Annotated in this window: 26 protein-coding genes; all 26 read right to left on the minus strand. The window is 38.6% G+C overall.

Going from position 1 to position 23,896, the window contains the following annotated elements; all coding sequences use genetic code 11:
• Positions 1 to 84: 84 nt before the first annotated feature.
• The 26 genes from ispG to HHT355_RS06670 all read right to left on the minus strand — a co-directional run bounded on the left by ispG (position 85) and on the right by HHT355_RS06670 (position 23,895).
• On the minus strand, positions 85 to 1,143 hold the full coding sequence (gene ispG / locus HHT355_RS06545; RefSeq protein WP_103202621.1) for a flavodoxin-dependent (E)-4-hydroxy-3-methylbut-2-enyl-diphosphate synthase: 1,059 nt from the start codon (positions 1,141 to 1,143) through the stop codon (positions 85 to 87).
• A gap of 42 nt (positions 1,144 to 1,185) precedes the next feature.
• On the minus strand, positions 1,186 to 2,481 hold the full coding sequence (gene rseP, locus HHT355_RS06550) for an RIP metalloprotease RseP (RefSeq protein WP_158245909.1): 1,296 nt from the start codon (positions 2,479 to 2,481) through the stop codon (positions 1,186 to 1,188).
• 29 nt (positions 2,482 to 2,510) lie between these two features.
• Positions 2,511 to 3,677 carry a 1-deoxy-D-xylulose-5-phosphate reductoisomerase gene (locus HHT355_RS06555; RefSeq protein WP_103202623.1) on the minus strand — a complete coding sequence of 389 codons (1,167 nt, stop codon included), beginning with the start codon at positions 3,675 to 3,677 and terminating at the stop codon, positions 2,511 to 2,513.
• A gap of 75 nt (positions 3,678 to 3,752) precedes the next feature.
• On the minus strand, positions 3,753 to 4,565 hold the full coding sequence (locus HHT355_RS06560) for a phosphatidate cytidylyltransferase (protein ID WP_103202624.1): 813 nt from the start codon (positions 4,563 to 4,565) through the stop codon (positions 3,753 to 3,755).
• A 14-nt stretch (positions 4,566 to 4,579) separates the two neighbouring features.
• The gene (locus HHT355_RS06565) at positions 4,580 to 5,284 is read right to left on the minus strand and encodes an isoprenyl transferase (protein WP_103202750.1); all 705 of its coding nucleotides are present in this window, start codon (positions 5,282 to 5,284) and stop codon (positions 4,580 to 4,582) included.
• Between the two features lie 369 nt (positions 5,285 to 5,653).
• On the minus strand, positions 5,654 to 6,208 hold the full coding sequence (gene frr, locus HHT355_RS06570; RefSeq protein ID WP_103202625.1) for a ribosome recycling factor: 555 nt from the start codon (positions 6,206 to 6,208) through the stop codon (positions 5,654 to 5,656).
• Between the two features lie 54 nt (positions 6,209 to 6,262).
• Positions 6,263 to 6,967 carry a UMP kinase gene (pyrH, locus tag HHT355_RS06575; protein ID WP_103202626.1) on the minus strand — a complete coding sequence of 235 codons (705 nt, stop codon included), beginning with the start codon at positions 6,965 to 6,967 and terminating at the stop codon, positions 6,263 to 6,265.
• 92 nt (positions 6,968 to 7,059) lie between these two features.
• On the minus strand, positions 7,060 to 7,932 hold the full coding sequence (locus tag HHT355_RS06580; RefSeq protein ID WP_103202627.1) for a bactofilin family protein: 873 nt from the start codon (positions 7,930 to 7,932) through the stop codon (positions 7,060 to 7,062).
• Positions 7,933 to 7,954: 22 nt separating this feature from the next.
• On the minus strand, positions 7,955 to 9,355 hold the full coding sequence (locus HHT355_RS06585) for a polysaccharide deacetylase family protein (RefSeq protein ID WP_103202628.1): 1,401 nt from the start codon (positions 9,353 to 9,355) through the stop codon (positions 7,955 to 7,957).
• A gap of 268 nt (positions 9,356 to 9,623) precedes the next feature.
• Complete coding sequence (gene cutA, locus HHT355_RS06590; protein WP_103202629.1) at positions 9,624 to 9,944, minus strand: divalent-cation tolerance protein CutA; 321 nt, start codon at positions 9,942 to 9,944, stop codon at positions 9,624 to 9,626.
• 271 nt (positions 9,945 to 10,215) lie between these two features.
• Positions 10,216 to 10,701 (minus strand): DUF2726 domain-containing protein, encoded by a 486-nt coding sequence (locus tag HHT355_RS06595; RefSeq protein ID WP_103202630.1) that lies wholly within the window; start codon positions 10,699 to 10,701, stop codon positions 10,216 to 10,218.
• 178 nt (positions 10,702 to 10,879) lie between these two features.
• Positions 10,880 to 11,812 (minus strand): translation elongation factor Ts, encoded by a 933-nt coding sequence (tsf, locus tag HHT355_RS06600; RefSeq protein ID WP_103202631.1) that lies wholly within the window; start codon positions 11,810 to 11,812, stop codon positions 10,880 to 10,882.
• An 80-nt stretch (positions 11,813 to 11,892) separates the two neighbouring features.
• Positions 11,893 to 12,675, minus strand: coding sequence for a 30S ribosomal protein S2 (gene rpsB / locus HHT355_RS06605; RefSeq protein WP_103202632.1), 783 nt, complete (start codon positions 12,673 to 12,675; stop codon positions 11,893 to 11,895).
• A 120-nt stretch (positions 12,676 to 12,795) separates the two neighbouring features.
• Complete coding sequence (locus HHT355_RS06610) at positions 12,796 to 13,488, minus strand: endolytic transglycosylase MltG (RefSeq protein WP_103202633.1); 693 nt, start codon at positions 13,486 to 13,488, stop codon at positions 12,796 to 12,798.
• Between the two features lie 20 nt (positions 13,489 to 13,508).
• Complete coding sequence (locus tag HHT355_RS06615; protein ID WP_103202634.1) at positions 13,509 to 14,111, minus strand: DUF6115 domain-containing protein; 603 nt, start codon at positions 14,109 to 14,111, stop codon at positions 13,509 to 13,511.
• Positions 14,112 to 14,146: 35 nt separating this feature from the next.
• A complete protein-coding gene (locus tag HHT355_RS06620; RefSeq protein WP_103202635.1) occupies positions 14,147 to 14,452 on the minus strand; it encodes a hypothetical protein in 306 nt (101 codons plus the stop codon).
• Positions 14,453 to 14,518: 66 nt separating this feature from the next.
• A complete protein-coding gene (locus tag HHT355_RS06625; RefSeq protein WP_103202636.1) occupies positions 14,519 to 16,123 on the minus strand; it encodes a DUF342 domain-containing protein in 1,605 nt (534 codons plus the stop codon).
• Between the two features lie 81 nt (positions 16,124 to 16,204).
• Positions 16,205 to 16,972, minus strand: a complete 768-nt coding sequence (locus tag HHT355_RS06630; RefSeq protein WP_103202637.1) for a FliA/WhiG family RNA polymerase sigma factor — start codon at positions 16,970 to 16,972, stop codon at positions 16,205 to 16,207.
• Positions 16,973 to 17,099: 127 nt separating this feature from the next.
• Positions 17,100 to 17,387 carry a hypothetical protein gene (locus HHT355_RS06635; RefSeq protein WP_103202638.1) on the minus strand — a complete coding sequence of 96 codons (288 nt, stop codon included), beginning with the start codon at positions 17,385 to 17,387 and terminating at the stop codon, positions 17,100 to 17,102.
• Positions 17,388 to 17,427: 40 nt separating this feature from the next.
• Positions 17,428 to 17,913, minus strand: coding sequence for a chemotaxis protein CheD (locus HHT355_RS06640; protein ID WP_103202639.1), 486 nt, complete (start codon positions 17,911 to 17,913; stop codon positions 17,428 to 17,430).
• 9 nt (positions 17,914 to 17,922) lie between these two features.
• Positions 17,923 to 18,552 (minus strand): chemotaxis protein CheC, encoded by a 630-nt coding sequence (locus HHT355_RS06645; RefSeq protein WP_242967569.1) that lies wholly within the window; start codon positions 18,550 to 18,552, stop codon positions 17,923 to 17,925.
• A gap of 32 nt (positions 18,553 to 18,584) precedes the next feature.
• Positions 18,585 to 19,013, minus strand: a complete 429-nt coding sequence (locus HHT355_RS06650; protein ID WP_242967571.1) for a chemotaxis protein CheW — start codon at positions 19,011 to 19,013, stop codon at positions 18,585 to 18,587.
• 32 nt (positions 19,014 to 19,045) lie between these two features.
• Positions 19,046 to 21,121 (minus strand): chemotaxis protein CheA, encoded by a 2,076-nt coding sequence (locus HHT355_RS06655; RefSeq protein ID WP_103202642.1) that lies wholly within the window; start codon positions 21,119 to 21,121, stop codon positions 19,046 to 19,048.
• Entirely contained in the window at positions 21,112 to 22,200 is a 1,089-nt protein-coding gene (cheB, locus tag HHT355_RS06660; protein WP_103202643.1) for a chemotaxis-specific protein-glutamate methyltransferase CheB, read from the minus strand. Before cheB ends, HHT355_RS06655 begins: the two co-directional genes overlap by 10 nt.
• Positions 22,201 to 22,235: 35 nt before the next feature.
• Positions 22,236 to 22,997: a flagellar brake protein gene (locus HHT355_RS06665; RefSeq protein ID WP_103202644.1), complete on the minus strand. Its 762-nt coding sequence runs from the start codon at positions 22,995 to 22,997 to the stop codon at positions 22,236 to 22,238.
• A 4-nt stretch (positions 22,998 to 23,001) separates the two neighbouring features.
• Positions 23,002 to 23,895, minus strand: coding sequence for a MinD/ParA family protein (locus HHT355_RS06670; protein ID WP_103202645.1), 894 nt, complete (start codon positions 23,893 to 23,895; stop codon positions 23,002 to 23,004).
• Position 23,896: the final 1 nt, after the last annotated feature.

Genomic DNA, 23,896 nt, shown 5'->3' on the forward strand with positions numbered 1-23,896 from the left:
CCCATTCTTTATCCGGTAATCGTTCTTTAATTTGATTCTTTAATACATCGGTTAATTATTTACGTAAACATGTTATGTAAATAATTATTCATATTTCCAGTTTTCCAGTTCATGACGAAGGGCGTCAAGAAGCTCATTTTCCGGGACTTTACGAATAACTTCACCCTTTTTTATTAAAATACCGACCCCGTTGCCGCCGGCAATTCCTATATCGGCTTCACTTGATTCACCCGGCCCGTTTACAACACAGCCCATAACGGCAATCTTGATATTAAGATCAAAATCTGCCACCATCTCTTCCACCTGACCGGCAAGCTTGATCAAATCAATCTGTGTCCTGCCGCAGGTAGGGCAAGATACAATATCTATGCCACCGCTTCTGAATCCTAAAGTCTTTAGTATAAGCTTTGCGGTTTTGACTTCCTCTACCGGGTCCCCGGTCAGGGATACACGGATCGTATCCCCGATTCCCTGATAAAGTATTATACCAAGGCCAACCGAGGATTTTATATTTCCTGCATTTATGGTGCCGGCTTCGGTTATGCCTACATGGAGAGGATAATCGGATTTTTTTGCAATAAGTTCATGGGCTTTTATGCACATCAGTACATCGGAGGATTTTATACTTATAACAAGATTATCATAACCCATATCCTCAATTCTTTTAACATTATTTAAAGCACTCTCTACAAGTCCCTCGGCATTTACATGGCCATGCTTTGCCAGTATGTCTTTTTCCAAAGACCCGCTGTTTACTCCCACCCGAATCGGGATGTTTCTTTCCTTTGCTGCATCAACAACCGCTTTTAGCTTTTCATCGCTTCCGATGTTGCCAGGGTTTATACGGATCTTATCGGCCCCATTTTCAATGGCGGCTATAGCAAGCCTATAGTCAAAATGGATATCCGCAACTAAAGGTATGCTAATTTGCTTCTTTATTTCCTTTAAGGCTTTTGCGGCTTCCATATTTGGCACCGCACAGCGGATTATGTCGCAACCCGCCTTGGCAAGCCTGTTTATCTGTTCGACAGTACTTTTTACATCTTCGGTTTTTGTATTTGTCATAGATTGGATCAGAATGGGGTTACCGCCTCCTATTACCCTGTTTCCGATCCGAATTACTTTCGTATGTTCTCTATACATTTTATCACGCCTTTCCGATACCGAAGCCTTAAGTCCTGGCTTTTATCCGAATATTTTTCTGAAGTCATTAAATACTACAATAATCATTAAAATCATCAGGAGTGCAAGGCCAACAAAATGCACCATTGCTTCCTTTTCTTTGGGTATCGGCTTTCTTCTTATTGCTTCTATTATAAGAAATACAAGCCTTCCCCCGTCCAGGGCAGGCAAAGGAAGAAGATTTATAACACCCAGGTTAGCACTTAAATACATAGCGAAATTCACCAGGTTAAGAAATACAAAGCCTACTCCTTCATCCTCAGTCTGTTCCACTATGTTGTCTACAATAGTAACAATTCCAACAGGCCCGCTGATTTCATTGAGGCTTGCCTTGCCGGATATAAGATATTTTAAACTGCTTATGGTATAGTTAATATTATATTTAAGCTCCATAAAGCTGTACTTAATAGCCTTACGCGGTGAAACTTTTTCCCTGTATAAATTATAGCTCAATCCCAATTCGTAACCTGACGTTACTAATTTTGGTGTAACAGTTGCGGTTTTTTCGCTTTTTCCGTGAATATAGGTTATTTCTACGGGGTCTCCCGTCAACGGATTGGCCTCAAAATATTCCGCCATATCCTTTCCCGATTTTATCGGGGTTTGGTTAATGCTGGTTATAACATCCCCCGGTACAATTCCGGCTTCATGAAAAGGCAGGCCCGGCTCAACCACCAAAAGAATGGCCTCATCCGTTTCACTGCTGTACTCGATTCCAAGTCTGTAATGAGGCGGCAAAAGTTTGGGATAAACGGTTGTGTTATAAGTTTTTCCGTCCCTTTCATAGGTAACATCTATCGGCTTTCCGTTTACCGGATTGAAAAAGAAATATAAATCCAATTCCTTACCGAAATTTATTCTCTTTCCGTCAATTTTCTTTATTATATCCCCGTCTCTTAACCCTGCTTCATATACTGCCGTATCTTCCCTGACATTTAAGACTTCGGGATAATCAACCCCTGCAGAGCTTGTTATCACAAATGCCAATACCAAAGCCAGGATAAAATTAAAGAAAGCACCGGCAAAAATAACTGAAAATCTTGCCCATACTCCCTTCTTATGAAAGGCTCCTTCATCTTCCACTTCTTCGTCTTCTCCGAGCATCATGCAGGAGCCGCCTATCGGTAAAAGTTTTATGGAATATCTGGTGCCGTTTTTTACAAAACTTGCGATTCTCGGCCCCATTCCCAAAGAAAACTCAGTTACCGTTATATTGTTCTTCTTTGCAAGCAAAAAGTGACCAAGCTCATGGATAAAAATTATAATACCCAGAATTAGTATTGCTATAAAAATGTTCATATGCATTTTCCTTTCCGGTATCCGGCTAATTAGTCAAGCTTGCCGGATTTTATGGTTTCTTCTATAAAATCATATGTCTGCTGTTCTATGTTAAGAATTTCATTTAATGTAGGAGAAGAAATAAGGGTATGATTCTCCATTGCCAAATTTATCAGCTTAGGAATATCCAAAAATCTTATTTTCCCCTCCAAAAATCTTGCTACCGCCCTTTCATTGGCTGCGTTAAAGACCGTAGGCATACTCCCGCCGGTTTCTCCGGCTTTTATGCCCAGTTTCAGCCCGTAAAATGTTTCCGTATCGGGTTCTTCAAAAGTAAGCTGCTTTAACTTTATAAAATCAAGCCTTTCTCCCGGTTTCAATTCCTTTCGTTCGGGATAAAAAAGGGCATATTGAATGGGAAGCCTCATATCCGGCAGCCCCATCTGAGCAATTATGCTTCCGTCTAAGTATTCCACCATTGAGTGAATTATACTCTGGGGATGGACAAGAATTTGGATTTTTTCTATGGAAATATCAAAAAGCCATGCGGCTTCCATAACTTCCAGCGCTTTGTTTACCAATGTCGCTGAATCTATCGTTATCTTTGGGCCCATCTTCCAGTTCGGATGTTTTAAGGCATCCTTTGCGGTAACATCTTTCAGGTCTTCTTTTTTCATCCCCCGAAACGGGCCGCCTGATGCCGTAAGCAGGATTTTATGAATATTTTTTCTGTCTTCACCGTTAAGGGCCTGAAATATGGCAGAATGTTCGCTGTCTACAGGCAAAAGATTAATTTTTTTCTCCTTGCATAAAGGTATAATAATATGCCCTGCAGTCACCAAGGTTTCTTTGTTGGCCAGGGCTATGTTTTTTCCTGCTTTTATAGCTTCTACGGTTGGTATAATCCCTATCATGCCTACCATAGCCGCAACAACCGTATCGGCTGAATTAAAAGTTGCACAGGCAATTAACCCGTCCATTCCGGTTTCAACACGGACCGGAAGGTCCTTTATTTTTTCCTTAAGGTCCTTTGCCTTATTCTCATCAAAGACGCAGACAAGATCAGGGCAAAACTCCCTAATCTGAACTTCCAAAAGGTCAATATTCGAATGGGCTGCCAGGGCCCTTACTTTTATTTCATCCCTGTGCTGTCTTACAACCTCCAGGGTCTGGACACCGATAGAACCGGTAGAACCCAATATCGCAATTTCTTTCATATTTCCTCCGTATAAAATCCTATCAAAGAATTATGTCCTTTTTGTGTCTTGATATCTTATGTAGCTTTTCATCTATTATTGTGTTATATTCTGAAACAATACCGCCAGATAATACACTATAGGGGCGGTAAAAATTATGCTGTCAAATCTGTCCAATATCCCGCCATGGCCAGGAATTAATTTTCCATAGTCTTTTATTTCAAAATTTCTTTTAATTGCCGAAGCAGCCAAATCTCCGGTCTGGGAAATCACACTGCTTGCTGCGCCGATAATGGCAAATAAAAGCTTGGGATTATTTACTTCCGTAATTTTGCTTCCCAAAGCAAGCGCATATAAAAATCCAATTAATCCTGACCCCAAAATTCCTCCTATGCAGCCTTCAACGGATTTTTTCGGGCTAAGCCTGGGAAAGGCCTTGTGTTTTCCCAAAACCATACCCACAGCATAGGCACAGGTATCGGAGCCCCAGGCTCCTATAAAAATAAGCCACACCAAAATAGCCCCGTCTTCAAAAATTCGTACCCTGTATATATAAGATAACATTACAGCCACATAAAACAGGCTAAAAAAACTTGTCATAACCTGTTCAATCCGATATTTTGGGTATGAGACCACATATATTATCATAATCAGCAAGAGAAAAATTATAAACAATGGCATAAGATATTCTGTTTTTTCGAAATAAATCAAGCAATAATAAATAAGTGCCGCCAGGTACCCTACGATTCCGACCGGCGATTTTTCAATCTTTAATATCTTATAAAGCTCTGACATACCTATTAAAGAAATTAAAAGCAGAGTCCCAAAAAGCACTTTATCTCCCGTTACTACAACCGTTATGGCTATTGCCAAAAGAATAATACCGCTGATTAATCTTGTCTTAAACATGGTTTACCTCTTTCCTACTCAATTATACCGCCGAATTTTCTTGTTCTGCTTGAATAATACTCGACGGCTTTTAATAATTCATCCTTATTAAAATCAGGCCAAAGCACATCGGTAAAATAAAATTCCGTATAAGCCATTTGCCATAAAAGGAAATTGGACAACCTTTGTTCACCGCTGGTACGGATTAAAAGATCCGGTTCCGGTATCCCCCTGGTATCCAGATATTGTGAAAACAGTTCTTCGTTTATATTATCCGGGGCTACCTTATTTTCCAATACATCCTTTGACAAGGCTTTAACCGCACGAATTATCTCATCTCTGCTTCCGTAATTTATTGCAACCTGAAAATTCAGGCCTGTATTCATCTTTGAGGCTTCTTCCAGTTCCCGGATTTTTTCCTGTATATCCTGCGAAAGTCCGGAAATATCACCGATAATTCTTACTCTCATATTATTTTTCTTACTGGTACTTATACTGGTTTCAAGATAGTTTCGAAGAAGCTTCATTAAGGCATCCACTTCTTCTTTCGGCCTTTTCCAGTTCTCTGTTGAAAAAGCATATACCGTAAGATATTTTATTCCCATACGGTAAGCATCTTCGCATATTTTTTCTACGACTTTGCTTCCCTGAGCGTGGCCGTAATTTCTGGGCATCATTCTTTTTTTTGCCCATCTGCCGTTGCCGTCCAATATAATTGCAACATGATTCGGTATTTTCAGATTGTTTTCATTCATACAATAACACCCATTTCATAGTATATCATTAAACAAGGGTGTCCCAAAAGGGTTTTTTAAAAACTTTTGCGGACACCCCCTAATTAAACGTTATATAAATATTATGGCAACTCTTAAATTCATATTCTATCAGTCCTTGCCGGCAGAAATTAATACATGTGTATATAAGAAACATATGTAATTATTACATCTGTTTAACCAAGCAAATGCATTTGTAATACAAATGTAATCATTACATATGCCTGATATTTTTACTGCCTGACTTAATTTTAATCTACTTTCCCCTAATGCATACAACAAAAGGTAGTAAAATATCACATAAATACGCAATTTCTATTTTACACAGGATTTGTATTATACGGTAAGGATTTCTTTGGACTTAGCTTCGGTTATTTCATCAATTTCTTCAATATAGGAATCCGTTAACTTTTGGCATTCCTCTTCAAGATACTTCCATTCATCCTCAGATATCTCACTGGACTTACTCATTTTCTTGAAAGCATCATTGGCATCTCTGCGGATGTTTCTGATAGCCACTTTGGCATTTTCAGCCCTCTTTTTGACGTCTTTAACCAGTTCTTTTCTTCTTTCTTCCGTAAGTTCAGGGAATACCAGGCGAATTACCTTACCGTCATTGCTGGGCGTTATGCCAAGATCTGAAGCCAGTATAGCCTTTTCAATTTCTTTAATCATTCTGCTTTCCCAAGGTTGAATCTGAATTATTCTGGCTTCAGGTACGGATACGTTTGCTACCGCTTGTAACGGAGAAGGTTGTCCGTAATAATCCACCCTTATTTTATCCAATAAACGAGGATTAGCTCTGCCTGCACGAATTGCTGTGAACTCTTCTTTAAGATTATCCAAAGTTTTATTCATTTTTTCCTCATAAGGTTTCAGTCTTTCATCCATTATTTCTCCCTCCTCGTATTATAAATTCCTCTTCGCTCTCTAAAATTTAAAACACTATACCGTAAGTGTAGTACCGTTTGATTGACCGCAGGCGGCTTTTACAATGCTGTTTTCTTCCGAAAGGCCAAACAAAAGCATCGGCATCTTATTATCGATGCTCAAAACAGCCGCCGTAAGGTCAATAACCCCAAGCTTCTTATCCAAAACTTCCTGTAATGAAATAACATCGTATTTTTTTGCATTCGGATTAATCTTTGGATCACTGTCGTAAACACCGTCTACGTTTCTTGCCATTAAAATAATATCGCAATCAAGCTCAATGGCCCGAAGTACCGTCGCGGTATCCGTTGAAAAATAAGGATGTCCGGTTCCTCCAGCCAAAAATGCCACTCCGCCCTTTTTCATGAAATTAACAACTTCGTCCTTAGAAAACAGCTGTGTCATGCTTCCACAGGAAAACGGAGTGAAAATTTTCGTGTCAAGTCCTACATAGCGGAAAATTTCAGATACATAAATACAATTCATGACAGTAGCAAGCATACCGATCTGGTCTGCTTTTGTCCTGTCGATTGTCTTGCTGCTTCTGCCTCTCCAGAAGTTTCCTCCACCGATAACTATACTTACTTCATAACCGTCTTCTGCCAGAGTTTTGACTTGTCTTGCCACATTCAGGCAAGTTTCTTCATCGAAACCCATTTGCTTGTCTCCGGCCAATGCTTCCCCGGAAAGTTTAAGTAATACCCGGCTGTATTTTTTCATAAAACGAAAGCCTCCATATCAAAAATCTTTTTGATATGATTATGCGAAACCATACCTATAATACTCTATCACAACAGGCCGGATTTATCAAGCTATTCAAATATATTGTCCAGGTTGACGTCTGAGTATGTTAATGAACAGAAACCGTCGACAACCGCACCGTTGTTGATCTGTAAAGATTTAGCCTTGATATTTCCCTTTATAATTGCTGTGGAATCGATTACTACAGGTCCGTTTACGTCTATATCCCCTTTAACAGCTCCGGCTATAACAGCGCTAGTTCCCAAAATATCACCTATTACAACCGTACCAAGTCCTATTTTTACACTGCCTTCACTGTTTATAGAACCTTCCATCCGCTCGGTATTTACATATATTTCTGCTGCGGTGGCATTACCTATCACCTTACCGGTTATAGTAAGTTTTCCGAGACATTCCACATCGCCGGTGACATTACCCATAATATCAAGAGAACCTTTTGATGATATATTACCGCTTATAACGGTCCCTTTACTGATAACGGTTACTTCATCTTCTTTTGCGTCGTCTACGGAAGCGGCGTGTACTTTTTCTTCTGCCGTATTTTCCTTAAGACTTGCATCGTCCTTTTTGTCTTCTTCCGAATTCAAAGCATCAAGAAGCTCTAAATCAATGTTTTCTTCCATATCCCCTTCTCCAACCTCCAGCACATCTTTATTTTCATTTTTATTAGTTTCATTTACCCCCGTAATTTTATGTTCATTTTCAGTATCGGAATTGGGATCGTAATCTGATTTGTCATTTGCATCATTTTCGATCTCATCTAACAATGCCTGCATATCGTCATTTGATTCATCATTGGTTGGTTCATCCGAATCCAAGGTGTTTACCATTTCAGACAAGTCATCCGAATTTTCGTTGCTGTCCGGAAGCAGCTCATCAACTGCCTTTGACAGATCATCCTTGAAATCTTTAAAAAATCCCATAAATTATAAACATCCCTATGTATTATTTTACACTTGAAGCCTTGACCTGTTGAATTAATGGAACATTTTCATCCAAAGGCAGCACCTGGGCCCCTCCGGATATCAGTGCATCCAGTATCTTCGGTAATGTATCCACGGTTTTATCCTTTCCAGTACCGTCATGCATCAGTACTATCGATACCTCTTTTTTGGCCACTCCGTTCAGTACATTTTCAATCATTTGCCCTTCAGTGTAATCTTTTCCTTCCGCATCTCCGTTAACTACGTTCCAGTCATAATATGTAATACCTTTTTTGTTAAGATAGCCAATAAATTCCCTGATATCCTCTTTACATACCTGATTTAAACTGCCTCCCGGAAACCGGTATAAAGTAGGCATATATCCAGTAGTATCATATAACAATTTCCATAGTTTTGTAAAGTCTTTATCAAAATCTTCTAAAGATTTATATATTTCTTTATAGTTATGAGAATAGGAATGCATACCTAAAGTATGGCCTTCGTCCACAATTCGTTTATATCGCTTTAAATCCTCTTCATCCGTACTGCCTATAACAAAAAAAGTGGCTTTTACATTATAATCGGCAAGGATATCCAAAATTTTATCCGTATTATCACTGGGGCCGTCATCAAAGGTCAGGTATACCTTTTTTTCATGATATATGCCCCGTGACTCTTTTGATGTATCTACATCCTGCCTGATATCTTTAAAGTCTTTTTCTTTGTTATCCTTATCAGATGTGTTTTCCGGTTCATCAGACTTTTTATCTTTCTTCCTTGCATCCTTTGAATCATTCCGATTTGATGAATCTTTGGCATTCTCACCTGTGGCAGTCGTGCCTGCGTCTTTATTAGTAATACCGGATGCGTTTTCTTCTTTTGTATTAGCGCTTGCATTATCAGAATTATATGTCTTTTCTGAGGAACCGGATTGCTTTGAAGCGGAATTACTTAAATCAGTTTTATCGGTTTTAACATTTTCAAAACTGTCTAAATCGGTTCTATCTGAACTTGACTTATTTAGATCAGATGTATCTAAACCGCCGATTTTACCTTGGCTTGCATTATGTATACCGGATTTTTGCGATGTTGACCCGTTTTTGTTTTCATCAGTCATGTTTTCAGATCCGTTTGCTTCTGATTTTTCATCTTCATAATCGGGTATTTCTGACGCATAAGCATAATTTCCCGTACCGTCCTGATTTTTATATCCCGATTCAATATTTTGGGTCATAAGACTGTTAATCTTTTTTTCCAGTTTATTAACCTGTATGCTTAACAAAATGCACAATATGGTCGGTATAAGAAAAAGAATAAATATAATTATAATAATTGCTGTCTTAATTCTGTTAATCCTCTTTTTTTTCTGTATACCTGTGCTTTTGTTACTCACATCCTCTAAAGAAAAATTTATTTTCTGCAAAATTTCACCTCATTAGTCATAAAAAGTGTCGTGTTTTATCGACTTTCTTCTATTTATTGTAGCATAAATCGAATTAAAATAACACTATTTTCATAAGGGAATTAAAGCTTTTTATATAAGTTTACTTTATATTTACCTGACGCCTACGAGATTAATTGTGAAAAAGAATATGCCGCCTTTTTCTTATTCAGACAGGCAAAAAATGCCATTCTGCAGGATATTATGAAAACTTTTTGCTTTAATGAACTAAAACATTTACAATGGCAAATCAGCCCTTGCCTGTCTGTTCATCTATCCATGCCAGATATGCTTTACTTCCTTTTTCCGCATCCACCATTAAGATTTCCGGGGTTTCATATGGATGAAGTTCCAAAAGTTTTTTCTCAAGTTCGGGATATACTTCCTTTCTTGTCTTTATTAAAACCAGAATCTCATCATCATGGCAAAGTTCATCCTTCCAGATATAATGACTTTTTATTTTTATTTCCTGTATGCATGCAGCCAGTTTATTTTTTATAATTTCATTTATTACAGGTTCTGCCTGCTTTTCATTTTCAAAAGTCGTTAAAACTATTCCGTATTTGCTCATAAATATGCCTCCAATTGATTCTTTTCAATAACTCTTTGCTTTTTATGATCATACTGTATATATTATACATTAAAATACCATATAAAGCATGACATAAATAAAAGACCGGTTTCTTTAACAACCGGTCCCTAAAAATGTATTATATCAACGCTTTAATTAATTCAAAAAAATATTATAAATATCCTGAACCTTTATTTCTTGCAGTTCTAATCTGTCAAGTTCAGCCGAAGTTGGCACTACGGCGTAAAGGTGATTTAATACCTTACGCCGTTTACTTATTGCCAAAATTTTTTACGGTGCCTGACACTATTAAATCAATATCCTGATGCCTATAGTATCTTGCCGCTTTAACTCTTATAAGGGGAAAACCGATATGCTTATACAATTTGTTTTTAAATTCATCGTTTTTCTTTGCTTTTTTCAGTTCATGGCTGCTGTCATCAAGTTCAATTGCCATAATCGGTCGTAAATTTTTATCGCATATAAGAAAATCAACATGCTTCTGGGATATCTTGCGAAACCATTTAAGATAATCTTTTTTGCCGGTAACTGTAATAAAATCTTTTAAGCCCACTTTTGGGCAAATAACATATCCGTACTTGTCACACACAGGTTTAAGCGAATTGTAAAAAACAGTTTCACTTTTTGAAAGTAAATATGTTAATTTGTAAGGAAATGCTTTCTTTCGGTAATATTTAATAACTAAAATTAAAAGGATCAGTCCTGAAGATGCCAGTATAATAGTATTCCGGTCTATTTATATCAGTCCTCTCAATCTTTAAGTTTGTGCAAAGTACAGATTACGTCCGGCAACATGGTTTTAACTGCTATAAGGCAGAAAAAAGCAGGCCCTAAAATCCCGTAATCGTGTTACAGGCTTTTAGAGCCTTATTTACAATTTGTTCATAATTTATTAACAGTACCTGGCACCGATATTACATACCCATCTGCTTTGCTACTTCAGCTGCAAAGTCCTCGGATTTTTTCTCAAGGCCTTCACCGGTCTCAAAACGTACAAAACGCTTAATGGTGATAGGTGCACCAACCTGTTTTGATACGGATTCAAGATACTGACCGACAGTCATATCACTGTCTTTAACGTATAACTGATCAACCAGGCACATCTCTTTTAATTCTTTATTCAATCTGCCTTCGATCATCTTCTCAATAATATTTTCAGGCTTCTTGGAGTTTGCAGGATCGTTCATAATCTGAGCCTTGATGATATTCTTCTCATGAGCAATGAAATCCTCAGGAACGTCTTCTCTCTTAACATACTTGGGATTCATAGCCGCGATCTGCATAGCCACGTTCTTTGCAGCCTCTTTTGCTTCATCATTTACTGCGGTAGTTTCAACATCTACCAGGATACCGATTCTTCCGCCGCCATGGATGTAGGAAGTGATAAATCCGTTATCGGTTGTAAGTTTCTCAAATCTTCTGATATTCATGTTCTCACCGATAACAGCAATCATTGAAGCAAGCTGTTCTTTAACGGTCTTAGTAGGATCAAGCTCCCATTTTTCTGCCAGGAAATCATCGATATTGGCAGCATTGGTCTTAGCAGCCTGAGCTGCAACAGCCGCAACATATTCTTTAAATTTCTCGTTCTTTGCAACAAAGTCGGTTTCGCAGTTTACTTCTACGATAGAAGCAACCTTACCGTCTTCGCTTACATTTGTATCTACAATACCTTCTGCAGCAATTCTTCCAGCTTTCTTTTCTGCAGCAGCAAGGCCTCTTTCTCTCAGGTATTCAACAGCCTTGTCCATGTCACCGCCAGTCTCTGTCAGAGCCTTTTTGCATTCCATCATACCGGCACCGGTCATATCTCTTAACTCTTTTACCATATTAGCTGTTATATTCATTATTTTACCTCCAAAATATTTATATTTTAAAAATGGGACTGTTGTAATGCATATACATCTGCAACAGACCCATCCACATATTATTCGGCAACTTCCTCTAAATCTTCGGTATTAACATCTAATTCAGCGGATGTTTCTTCTTCCGATACATCTGTATCTTCAGTTGTATCTGTCAACTGTACGCCCTGATTTGCTTCAATAACCGCATCGGCCATCTTGGAAACGATTAATTTAACCGCACGAATTGCATCATCGTTACCGGGAATTACATAATCCAGTTCTTCAGGGTCACAGTTAGTATCAGCTATACCGATCAGCGGAATTCCAAGTATATGAGCTTCCTGAACACAGATTCTTTCTTTCTTGGGATCTACAACAAATATAGCATCGGGAAGCTTCTTCATATTTTTGATACCGCCCAGATTCTTCTCAAGCTTTTCCCATTCTTTCTTAATTTTGATTACTTCTTTCTTAGGAAGAACCTCAAATATTCCGTCTTCGGACATTTTCTCAATTTCTCTTAATCTGTCAATTCTGCTCTTGATTGTCTTGAAGTTGGTAAGCATTCCGCCAAGCCATCTCTCATTTACATAGTACATTCCGCAACGCTCAGCTTCTGCCTTAATGGCATCCTGTGCCTGCTTCTTTGTTCCTACAAAGAGAATAGTACCGCCGTCTGCTACGATTCTTTTAATTGCGGCATAGGCTTCGTCAATCTTTACCACTGTCTTTTGCAGGTCAATGATATAGATGCCGTTTCTCTCTGTGTAGATGTACTGCGCCATCTTAGGGTTCCATCTTCTGGTTTGATGTCCGAAATGAACACCGGCTTCCAATAATTGTTTCATTGAAATAACGCTCATAAATTACCTCCATTTGGTTAGTTTCTTCCGTATACTTCACATTTCATGTAGACCTAATCGGCACCATACATGAAATCCATATACGTGTTTTTTCAACGTTGTTGATTATACCATATTCGGTTAATTGTGTAAAGAAGATTTTGTAATAGCTTTAAGTATTTCATCATAACTTGCATTTTTGTGTAAAGTAAATGTTCCTGTTCGGATAACAGTTGATTTACCCATTCTTATTACATAATTGTCGAAGTCTTTTGCATCCTCTATAAGGCCGATTTCATTTAATAGCTCAGCCACCTGATTGGATGTCATACCTTCGATAATGGTAAATGTAATTTCATCGTCTGTTTCCGATATATTTTCATTATCATTATCTTCGCTATCTGCTGACTTGTTGTCATTATCCGTATCTTCCGGCATTCTTACATCATCTGCCCCGTCTTCTGCATCAGTTGTTTGATTTTCTGCATTATTATCTTCAGACGAATTTATAACTTCATTCGTATTCTCATTAACCGTGGTATTTTCAGTTTCAGAAGTTTCCGAAGATAAAGATTCATTTGATGCTTGTCCGTTTGTACTGTCATCCTTTGATTTATCTGCAATTTCCTTGTTTGTATCGTCTTTGTCCAGAGATTTACCGATAATGCTTTCCCAATCGTCCTTGCTTTCATCTTCCATTACCATACCTAGTTCTCTGGCCCTTGCAATTATTTCTTCGTCTGACAGTTTCTCTTTTTTATCGCCAATTGAAAGGACAAGTGTAGTAACAAAAATCCCAATTCCAAGTCCCATCAGATAATATTTAAGCTTCATTTTTATTACACATCCTATTCTTATTGTCCCTTACTGAAAAGATCGATTATAAGCTTAACTTCTCCTTGTCCGATTCCCAGTTTCTTTGATATTTCCAGAATTGACATACCCTGGGAATGCAGATTAAGTATTTCTTCATTATTTATTGAAGCCGGTTGGCTGTCAATCGAATCTTTATCGAAACTCTCCGTGTTTTTTTGATGATTAATTTCTTTTTGTTCGTTTTCAGGATTAATAACTTCATTATTACTTAAAAGAACTTCTCTGGCATTGCGCTTCACATCATTTAATTCCTTAAGCGTTTCTTTGAGTTCTTTTTCTTTGCCGGTAAGCATATTATAGAGAAAAACGACTTCCTCATGGTTACGATTTATTTTTTCTAATATTTGATCCGAGTATTCACTTACTGCCATGATTTTTTCATTGGATAGCTTGCTTAAATAATCCTCGGTCTTGTTTATAATTTCTTCACTTAACGAAGATAAGCTTTCACCGTATTGCTTAAAAAAACCGCTTTCATAAGGATCGGCTTCACTGTTTGCTTGCGGGCTTTTTAATAATAAACCTCCGACAATTGCTATAGCCGCTCCTATGACAAGCATTATTATTTCCAATAAGTCCACCGTCTACCACCTTTTCCGCATATATAGCCATATTTTCAGATTAAAATATCTATTCCGCCCGGCCGTCCGCCTGTATTTGCCGGCTTTTTAATTTTGTCCTCTTTTTGCTTCTTTTTATATTTGGGCCCTTTATATTTGTTCCGGCCTTCTTCCTTGGCGTCATAGCGAAACTCATTGTTTTCACTCTTGTTTGTTTCTACAGGTCTGGATGCCTCGGCTTGTATAACGTTCTGAAAATTTTTGCTGATCTGTACCTGTTCATGTTGTATTTTTTGCTTCTGTAAATTCATGTACTGAGAAGCATCATGAGATTTTACAATATCAATCGGCCTAATAGGCATTGCCATTCCCCCTTTACTTTTAAATTTTAATAACCGGGGAGTCTATATCCTTATGCCATATGTAAGTCATGTTAAAGGTACAACTTTTATATCGGCCCTGTCACGAATAAACTTGCTGTGTTGTATGGGATCCCTGACATAGTATATAATATTGGAAATTATAATTTTAGTCCCGGGATATACAGTATCAGATACTTTAATCGAGCCTGCTTCATTGTACTCCACTTCAACTTTAAGCTTTTCATATCTTTCCTGGACTTCGGCAAGCTGCGTATTTAGCTGAATGCCGGCATTGGTTAACTGCTTAAGTGTTTGCAGCTTGTTATAGTCTATATTTCCGCCGGATTGAAGTTTCTTGCGGATTAAAGATATAGCCTGAGCAATCTTTTCTTTCTCCGCCTTTATGGCCACGATTTTTTTCTCTGTTTCCCGAAATTCGTCCAAGACCTGCGGATCTATGCCCACTTCCAGCAATGTACTGGTTCCCATTGTGGAGCCAGCAGTTTTGACGGAAATCATTGTTCCGGAACGGATTACACCACCGGTTACAAAACCTCTTCTTCCTCCAACAATTATCTCTTTTCGAGCAGATACTTTGCTGTGCATAATGGAATCCGTATTAATATATCCTCCGGCAATTACCTCCGCATTTTCAATAAATTTAGTAATAATATTGCCGTTTGCCTTTAGGATTCCTTTGTTCATTCCCTGCATGCCCCGTCTTAAGATTATGTGGCCTCCGGCCTCTATATAAGCTCCTTCCACTACACCGTGAACCTCAATATCTCCTTTGGCCTTAATTGAAAATCCGGTAATTACGTTTCCTCTGACAACTACGTTTCCGTCATATTCAATATCTCCCGTTGACGAATCCAAATCCGCAGGGATTTCAAAAACATCCGACACAAGTACTTTACCGTCTCTAAGCGAAACATGTCCGTCCACCTCTGCATAAAGCCGCAGACCGTCTTCGGATTTTACTACTTTTGGTCCGTATTTAAGGATTTTATTGTTAACTTTTCTGGGGTGAATTATTTGTCCGAAAACATCCACCCCGGGTTTGCCGTAGTCTACCGGATTCAAGGTGGCCAATAGATCACCTTTTTTACAATGGCAGATTATATCCAGTTTATGGAAATCTACAGACCCGTCCTCGTTTGTCTTCGGTTTCATAGTAAGGTCAGTGTTAAAATGATAAATTATTTCTGCGTCCCGTCCTTCTACAGGCGGTGTTGCTTTGGCAAAAATGTAATCGGTACAATATCTCCGGTCATTAAGAAACTGTAAGATTTTAACCTCATCTATTCCGTGTTTTACTCCTGCCTGATTAAGGCCTGCAATTATGTCTTCTTTTGTAAGCAGGTTACCGCCGTTACTGGGAGGATAAAACCTGCACAATGCATACATTCTGTGTTCGTCTATGGTTATTTTCATATATTCATCCTGGGGAATTAGTACCGCTGATGTAAGTTTTACCTCCGCCTCCTTCTTAAGATTAGCCATAGCCCATCCTAAAGAAGATTTGTCAAACTCATAAATTCTTTTATCAGCTAAATAACTGCTGATTTCATCATATATAAGGCCTCTTCCCCCGGGTTCCTCTCCAAAAAGTTTCAAATAAGTTCCGTCATCTTTAATGACTAATTGAAAATAAGCATTTAATGGCCCCATCTTTACCTCCTTCCATTTCTTTAGTATCAACCCTGACAGTTTTTCTATATCACAAGTTCCCTAACTTTTTCATATAATCAGCTAAAAACTGGTCAGAACGTCGATATTAACACCCAACATTTTTCTCATTTTTTGCAATGCCTTTGTATGCAGCTGCGAGATTCTGGACTCGGAAACCTCAAGTATTTTGCTGATTTCCTTCAAAGTCAACTCCTCATAATAGTAAAGAATAATGACTTTCTTTTCTTTTTCTGTCAATGTATCTAAAACCTTAGTCAAAATTTCTTTCAGCTCCTGCCTTTCCACAATTTTATCAGGCTGATCAAAGGTTGCCGTAAGATATTGCTCATTTTTTGATTCGGAGCCTTGTTCCAGAAATTCGTCTAAGGATATTATATTCGTTAACTTTGTTTGATTTTGCCAATTTTCCAGTTCCTCAACACTGATATCCAATTCCTGTGCTATTTCTTCATCATTAACATCCTTGCCATATCTGGCCTCAAGGCTTCTGTACGCATTTTCAAGCTTTCTTTGTTTTTGACGTATACTTCTTGGAATCCAGTCCATTTTCCTTATCTGGTCCAGAATGGCTCCCCTTATTCTTAATGAAGCATATGTTTCAAACTTATATCCTTTTGTATAGTCATATTTGTCAATTGCATCAATTAAACCAAATATACCGTATCCGACAAGATCGTCATATTCCACATTATACCCCAAATACATACTGAGGCGTCCTGCAACAAGCTTTACAAGTCCGGCATATTCAATTATTATTTTCTCGCGAAGTTCAGGAGTTTTTTTCCTTGCATATTCCTCCCAGAGCTTTTGCCTGTTATCAGTATTCATACTGCCTCCTAAGTGTATTAAAGCCTATCCCCATTATAGTCTTATGCAGCAACAAAATATTATCCGTTCGTTAACGGGACTAGTCTTTTTCGGGACCGGTCTTTCTCTTTGATTGCTAATTATTTTCCTATTTATTATTTTCTATATTTTCGTTATTATTTTCTTTTTCATCTTGTAATTTGTTGTCAGAATTATCCCCGTTTACGGTATCCGTTTGGTCGTCTTTTGATCGTTTTGCTATCAGTGTATTTACGATAATCACTTTAGCTATCAATCCTAAAATATAAAACACAATCAGGACTATAAGAAGCCGCTTTAAACTGGTCAGCAAATCAGTTTTGTTAATAATATCCAGTATGCAGGTTATGGCACCGGCAATAAGCATAATCAAAGGCGGCAAATATCTTTCTCGCATTTTTTCACCTTCCGTTTCCAGCTGTCGTAGAAGTCAAAGATCAGATAATTTTTAATTCTCTTCCGACAGCTTTAATATGTAACAAGCCTGTTTCAGGATAAAACTCTATGGTCCTTCCGTAATTGGCCCCTGTATCTTCAGCCAAGATACGGATACCCAACTGGGCCAGCTTTTCTTTTGTTGCCTCCACATTGCGGTCACCGATACGCATCATTTCGGAGCTGTTTCCGAAATTGAACATTTGCGCTCCGCCTGCAATTTTCGCAACCAAATTATTTCTGTTTGCCCCGATACGCATCATATCCTTGATTAGAATATCTATAGCCGTGTCTGCAAACTTGTATTTATTTGAATTGTTAAGTATTTTTGTGCTGTCCGGAAGCATTATATGTGCCAAGCCTGCAATTTTACTTACCGGATCATATAAAACAATCCCTACACAGGAGCCCAGACCCAATGTCGTAATTACGTCCGGCGCGGCGCATACATTGGCATCAGCCATGCCTACTTTTATAATTTTGCTCATTTATTCACCCTATAATCCCAACGAATTTAAAATGGCCTTGTATGAGTTTAATGTCGGTATAAGGATAAAATAACCGTTGACAGATTTTTCTTTATCACCAAATTCGGTTTCAATAAGCAGAGCCTTGTCACCTATTTTTCCGAATTCGATAGCCGGAACACTTAAAATTGCTCCGGCCATGTCTATGGCCATATAAGGTATACTGGAAGTTATGGTCAAATTCGTCAAAGTGGATAGAGACGAAAGATATGCGCCGGCTATTATATTACCTATTTCACTTAATGCAGATAATTCCATCTCGCTAAATTCATAATCGCCTGACAAATCGTCCGGTTGAGGATTACCGAGAAGTATATTGACAAGATACCTCGAAGCAGGCATATCCATCATAAACATCATCATGCCGTCTATGTCATTCTCAAGAGTAAACAAAATACCAACCACTATTCTGTCCGCTCCGCCGACAATATCGGCAAGATTTTTAAATTCCAGCAATTCTACATTGGGTACCTTCATGTCTATTTTACTGTTAATCATCTGAGAGAGTGCAGTAGTGGCATTACCGGCACCGATATTACCGATTTCACGAAGCACATCAAACTCCATACTGTTTATTTTATTAAAATCTATATCTGACACTACGGACACCCCCATAAATTATAAATTTATATTTAGACATTTTTCTCACTGACTATTGCCGGAACATTTAAGATATTAATAAGTTCATCTCCGTTTTTCCCTATACCTGCACTAAAAACAGCTTTTTCATCTTTTTCGTCATAATTTACTTTTTTTATACTATCATCTTCCAGAGTAACAACCTCGTTTACTTCATCCACAATCAATCCGACAGATTCGGATGAATCGTCCGGTTTTAAAATTAATATCCTTGTGCTTGGGGTAAACACGTCATCTTCCAGACCCAACCTTCTTCTTAGGCTCATCACCGGAATAACTTCTCCCCTTAAATTGATGACCCCCAGATAATACGGTTGGGCTTTCGGTACCCTGGTTATGTTTTGCATGACAATAATACTGTTTACATATCTTATATCTATGCCATACAATTCCTGACCTAATTTTAAATCTATAATTTGCATAATCATACCCTCCGTTTTTTATGCCGGCATATTTATATCAGGGAATTCACATCGAGAATTAGTGCCACTTCACCGTTTCCAAGTATCGTTGCTCCGCTGATAATTTTATGAGCTTTAATAAATTTGCCGATAGATTTAATGACAATTTCCTGCTGGCCTAACAGCTCGTCCACTACCATACCGGCCATTCTTTCACCCTTCTTGACTACAACCACAAAAAGTTCATCCTTGTCTTCTCCCTTATTGCAGTCCAAAATATCACCGAGACGTATAATCGGTATAAGCTTGCCTCTTAAGTCTAATACTTCCGTATTGTTAACTATCTTAATATCCTTGCTTGCAACATTCTCTACGGTCTGGATATTTCCTAAAGGCAAGGCGTATTTTTCGGATGAAATTTTTACCATTAAAGCCTGCATAATAGCCAAAGTAAGCGGCAGCCTTATTATGAAATTAGACCCGACATTTTTCTTGGTTCTTGCTTCAATTTCTCCGCCTAAGGCTTCTATCTTGGATTTAACAACGTCCAGGCCTACTCCTCTTCCCGAAACATCGGTAACCTTGCTTGCAGTCGAAAAGCTTGGTACAAACAGTATGTCGATAATCTCCTTATCGCTCATTCTTTCAGCCTGTTCTGGTGTAATAACACCTCTCTCGATGGCTACCTTCTTAACCTTCTCTACATCTATACCTTTACCGTCGTCCCTGACTTCAATAACGACATTGTTTCCGTCCTGATATGCGTCAAGGAAAATAGAACCGACGGGATTTTTGCCAGCCTTAATCCTTTCTTCCCTGCTTTCAAGCCCATGGTCTGCAGCATTTCGAAGCAGATGCATTAAAGGATCTCCTATTTCGTCTATTACTGTACGGTCCAGTTCCGTATCTTCACCGGTCATGAAAAGTTCCATCTCTTTGTCAAGAGTCTTTGACAAATCACGGATCATTCTGGGGAATCGGTTTACGACGCTTTCTATCGGAACCATTCTTACCTTCATGACAGATTCATGCAAATTGGATGTAATCCTTTCCAAATACTCAATCTGGTCAAAAAATTCCGGATTGGCCTGCTGATCGAATGCGCTGCTGGATGATACAATACTGTTTTTGGCAATAATAAGCTCACTTACCAAATTCATAAGAACATCCAGTTTTTCTATATCTACACGGACCGAACGGTTGGCTACCGGTTTTCCTGTCTGCTTTGGCTGTTTTGGTCCGCCTTCCTTTAAGGAATCCAATTCCTTCGGGGCTTTAGGAGCCGAAGTGCCTTCCTCGTCCTGTTTGATGGCAGTCATGTATGTATTAAACTCGTTTTCATCCAGCCTTATGTAGTCTGCAACAACTTCTTTTATCTCGGAAACGGACATAACGTATTCGATAATCTTGTCCGGTGTTTCGTTGGTAATTATAAAGGCAGAAAAATCAAAGTCGAACTTTTCATCTTCCAGGTCCTGGGCACTGGGATGAAGCTTGATTATTTCTCCATGCTCCTCCAATACCCTGTTTATCATGAAGGCTCTGGCACCTTTTAGCATACAGTCTTCCTGTATATATACGGTAAGGCCTATAACATTCAAATTCAAAGAAGCAGCCTTTGCAACGGCCATTTTTTCGTGTTCTTCAAGACTGATTGACAGGAATTTATACTTTCCTGTATCCGCTACCGCTTTTTTGGTATCATTAGGTTTTTGTACTGCTTGCGAAGTTGCAGCCTTGCCGGAGCCTTTATCCAAAATTTGATTTAAGGCGTCGATTATATCCTGGCTGTCATAATCTCCTTCAGTACCTTCCGATTGGATGTTAACCAGGTAGGTTTCCAAAACATCAAGACCCTTGAACAATACATCAATCAAGTCAGAAGTAGCCTTCATCTTACCGTTTCTGATTTCCGAAAAAACATTTTCCATATCATGGGTAAGACGCTGCATTTTCTGAAATCCCATGGTTCCTGCCATTCCTTTCAGGGAATGGGCTGCACGGAATATCTCGTTGATTGTAGCTTCATTTTCCGGTTCTTTTTCCAAAACCAGAATATGTTCATTAAGTGACTGTAAGTGTTCTTTTGTTTCTTCAATAAAAATTTCTAAATATTGGCTTACGTCCATGTTAATACCCCCACATTCTTAATGATAGCATCGGCAATGTTATATAACGGAAGCACTTCATCCGCCAGTCCTGTTTGCTTAATCATTCTGGGCATTCCGTATACCACGCTTGTTTCACTGTCCTGAGCTATTACATGTATATTCTTTTTTTTACTTAGTTCTGTAATACCGGCAGTACCGTCACTTCCCATACCGGTAAGCACAACACAGACTATTTCATCATAATCGGAATCGACAAGGGATTCATACATTATATCTGCGCATGGATTAAGGCCCCGTCTTGCCGGCTCTTCGGTCAGTTTTATTATATGATTTCCCTGGCCGCCTTTTACAATCCTAAGCTGCCTGCCGCCTTTTGCAATATAAGCCCAACCCTTTTTAATGATCTCTCCGTCCTCTGCCTCTTTTACCGGAATCTGGCTTATACCGTTTAGCCTTTCAGCCAAAGATTTTGTAAAACCTTCCGGCATATGCTGCACTATGACCACTCCGGCATCAAGATTTTTCGGCAAACTTGGAATAATTAGATGAAGGGCCTTTGGGCCTCCTGTCGAACAGGCAATTGCCACCAGTTTATTTGATTTCTCCGGGATAATTGCCGGCTTATCCTTTTTGGCATTAGGATCGGATTTTTTCTTCCTTTCCTTTTTACTATTCTGTCCGTCAGATAATTGACTATCTGTTGCCATTGCCAGGCACTCAAGAAGCTTGCCTGAAAATACATCGTTTTTCAGCTCGTCAAGTCTTTCAGGTTTTGTAATAAAATCGAATGCCCCCAATTCCAGGGCATATATAGTTTCCTTAGCTTCCTTTGTAGTAACGGCACTGACAACAATCACATTTGTCTTAATATTCTGCTTTTTGAGTTCTTCAAGCAGCTCTATGCCGTTCATTCTTGGCATATTAATATCCAGAAGCACAGCATCAACGGCACCGACATTTTCTTTCAGCATACTTAACCCGTTAAGTCCGTCAGTGGCAACTCCGATTACATGAAACCTGTCATCTGTCTCTATTATATCAGATAACACCCTTCTCATGAGTGCAGAGTCATCTATTATTAAAATATTTTTCTTCATACTGCCATTAGCCTTTCTAATTATCCCCTGAAAAGTTACTTTTTCTCATTGCTTCTGCGTTTTCTTTCCTGTTCAAAAATATATTTTATCAGGTCTTCCCTGTCTTTCGGGCTTATACCCTCAAATTCAACCCTATGTTCATAAAATCCTGTTCTTCTGTACATTTTTTCAGATGCAATTATAACCGATGTTATTTCCAATTTTTTTAATTGATTTTTTACTGTAAAACTTAATTTTAGCAGAATTTTGTCTCCGGGTTTTAGCTCCTCCTTAGAGTTAAACCGGCATCCGCCTCCGCTTAAATCCGTTATACAACCGTTAGTCCACTTACCGGTTATTTCAGCCAGTTTTTTTCTTATTTCAGCCTGTTCCTGCGGGGTTACTGAATTGTCATATATAAGTTTCTGCTCAAGGGTTAATTCCTCTTCCGTAATACGCCTGTATAAAATGTCATGGACACATTCGAGACGAAAATACTTTCTTCTTTGAACCTTTTCCAGGTCCGAAGTAAGTTTCATTATCACCATAGGCATATTTTTTTCCCTGTATATATTGAGCATGTGTCCGTTGCATTGATACAAGCCCTTTTCGGTATAAAAATATAGTCTGTAGCTAACCCATTTATTAAGTATAACTAGCAGACCGTTCTTTATGGGCGAAGCTAAGCATATAGTTCCTTCTTCACCAAAATCAACAACCTGACTGACATATGTATTGGCAGATTTAATCAGGTTCCCTTTTTGGTCCAGTTGCTTTAGTTCCACTTTATCGCCGATTTTTACTAAATCCCGCAGCATAAATTCACTCCAATCCCTTCCTGGTCCTGGACTTAAGCAAATGATAAAACAATTGGGCAATCCCCTTCTTTTCACTGCTGTTTATAATCGGTGCGGTATTGCATAATTTACTTGCAATCCCGCTTATGTGTCTGGAAAAATCGGAATCCGGAAATACACATATAACCGGCAGTTGCCTCATAACCGCTTTTGACACCGAATAATCCATGGGAATGTATCCGAGATAATCTAAATTTAGCTTTAGAAATTTGGAACTTACAACACTTAATTTTTTGTATATCTCCTCACCGTTGTCATCCTTTGTAATCCGGTTTGCTATAACTCTGATCATTGTATTGTCGGCAGAAAAATTAGATTTTCTGTTCAATGTTTTTAACAGAGCATAGGCATCGGTTATAGATGTCGGTTCCGGTGTTGTTACCAAAAGTATTTCAGAGCTGGCCGACGCAAATTCCAATACCGTATCGGTAATTCCGGCTCCGGTGTCAATAACTATAATATCTGCTATTTTGTCCAATTCTGCTAATTTATATATTAGGTAAATAATCTGATCCTTGGTTAAATTGGTTAGCTCCTGAATTCCCGACCCGCCGGAAATGAAACCGATATTCTCCGGTCCCCTGGTTATGATATCAGACAGATTTTTTCCTTTAAACATCAAATCCGCCAGGTTATATACAGGTCTTATTCCCAACATAACTTCCACGTTGGCCAGACCGAAATCGGCATCCAATATAATAACCCTTTTCCCGAGACGGCTTAAGGCTATGGATAAATTAACAGTAACGCTTGACTTGCCCACACCGCCTTTTCCGCTTGTTACCGTTATAATTCTGGCTGACTGATTGGGAGCATTCTGTTGTTTAATTAAGCTTCTTAATTTTTCTGCCTGATCCATC

The organism is Herbinix hemicellulosilytica (assembly GCF_002904165.1).
Taxonomy (GTDB): Bacteria; Bacillota; Clostridia; order Lachnospirales; family Lachnospiraceae; genus Mobilitalea; species Mobilitalea hemicellulosilytica.

Excerpts from the sequence above, each read along its gene's own strand:
- ispG (WP_103202621.1), bottom strand. The coding sequence starts at position 1,143 with ATGTATAGAGAACATACGAAAGTAATTCGGATCGGAAACAGGGTAATA.
- rseP (WP_158245909.1), bottom strand. The coding sequence starts at position 2,481 with ATGAACATTTTTATAGCAATACTAATTCTGGGTATTATAATTTTTATC.
- HHT355_RS06555 (WP_103202623.1), bottom strand. The coding sequence starts at position 3,677 with ATGAAAGAAATTGCGATATTGGGTTCTACCGGTTCTATCGGTGTCCAG.
- HHT355_RS06560 (WP_103202624.1), bottom strand. The coding sequence starts at position 4,565 with ATGTTTAAGACAAGATTAATCAGCGGTATTATTCTTTTGGCAATAGCC.
- frr (WP_103202625.1), bottom strand. The coding sequence starts at position 6,208 with ATGGATGAAAGACTGAAACCTTATGAGGAAAAAATGAATAAAACTTTG.
- pyrH (WP_103202626.1), bottom strand. The coding sequence starts at position 6,967 with ATGAAAAAATACAGCCGGGTATTACTTAAACTTTCCGGGGAAGCATTG.
- HHT355_RS06580 (WP_103202627.1), bottom strand. The coding sequence starts at position 7,932 with ATGGGATTTTTTAAAGATTTCAAGGATGATCTGTCAAAGGCAGTTGAT.
- cutA (WP_103202629.1), bottom strand. The coding sequence starts at position 9,944 with ATGAGCAAATACGGAATAGTTTTAACGACTTTTGAAAATGAAAAGCAG.
- tsf (WP_103202631.1), bottom strand. The coding sequence starts at position 11,812 with ATGAATATAACAGCTAATATGGTAAAAGAGTTAAGAGATATGACCGGT.
- rpsB (WP_103202632.1), bottom strand. The coding sequence starts at position 12,675 with ATGAGCGTTATTTCAATGAAACAATTATTGGAAGCCGGTGTTCATTTC.
- HHT355_RS06610 (WP_103202633.1), bottom strand. The coding sequence starts at position 13,488 with ATGAAGCTTAAATATTATCTGATGGGACTTGGAATTGGGATTTTTGTT.
- HHT355_RS06620 (WP_103202635.1), bottom strand. The coding sequence starts at position 14,452 with ATGCCTATTAGGCCGATTGATATTGTAAAATCTCATGATGCTTCTCAG.
- HHT355_RS06625 (WP_103202636.1), bottom strand. The coding sequence starts at position 16,123 with ATGGGGCCATTAAATGCTTATTTTCAATTAGTCATTAAAGATGACGGA.
- HHT355_RS06630 (WP_103202637.1), bottom strand. The coding sequence starts at position 16,972 with ATGAATACTGATAACAGGCAAAAGCTCTGGGAGGAATATGCAAGGAAA.
- HHT355_RS06635 (WP_103202638.1), bottom strand. The coding sequence starts at position 17,387 with ATGCGAGAAAGATATTTGCCGCCTTTGATTATGCTTATTGCCGGTGCC.
- HHT355_RS06640 (WP_103202639.1), bottom strand. The coding sequence starts at position 17,913 with ATGAGCAAAATTATAAAAGTAGGCATGGCTGATGCCAATGTATGCGCC.
- HHT355_RS06650 (WP_242967571.1), bottom strand. The coding sequence starts at position 19,013 with ATGCAAATTATAGATTTAAAATTAGGTCAGGAATTGTATGGCATAGAT.
- HHT355_RS06655 (WP_103202642.1), bottom strand. The coding sequence starts at position 21,121 with ATGGACGTAAGCCAATATTTAGAAATTTTTATTGAAGAAACAAAAGAA.
- cheB (WP_103202643.1), bottom strand. The coding sequence starts at position 22,200 with ATGAAGAAAAATATTTTAATAATAGATGACTCTGCACTCATGAGAAGG.
- HHT355_RS06665 (WP_103202644.1), bottom strand. The coding sequence starts at position 22,997 with ATGCTGCGGGATTTAGTAAAAATCGGCGATAAAGTGGAACTAAAGCAA.
- HHT355_RS06670 (WP_103202645.1), bottom strand. The coding sequence starts at position 23,895 with ATGGATCAGGCAGAAAAATTAAGAAGCTTAATTAAACAACAGAATGCT.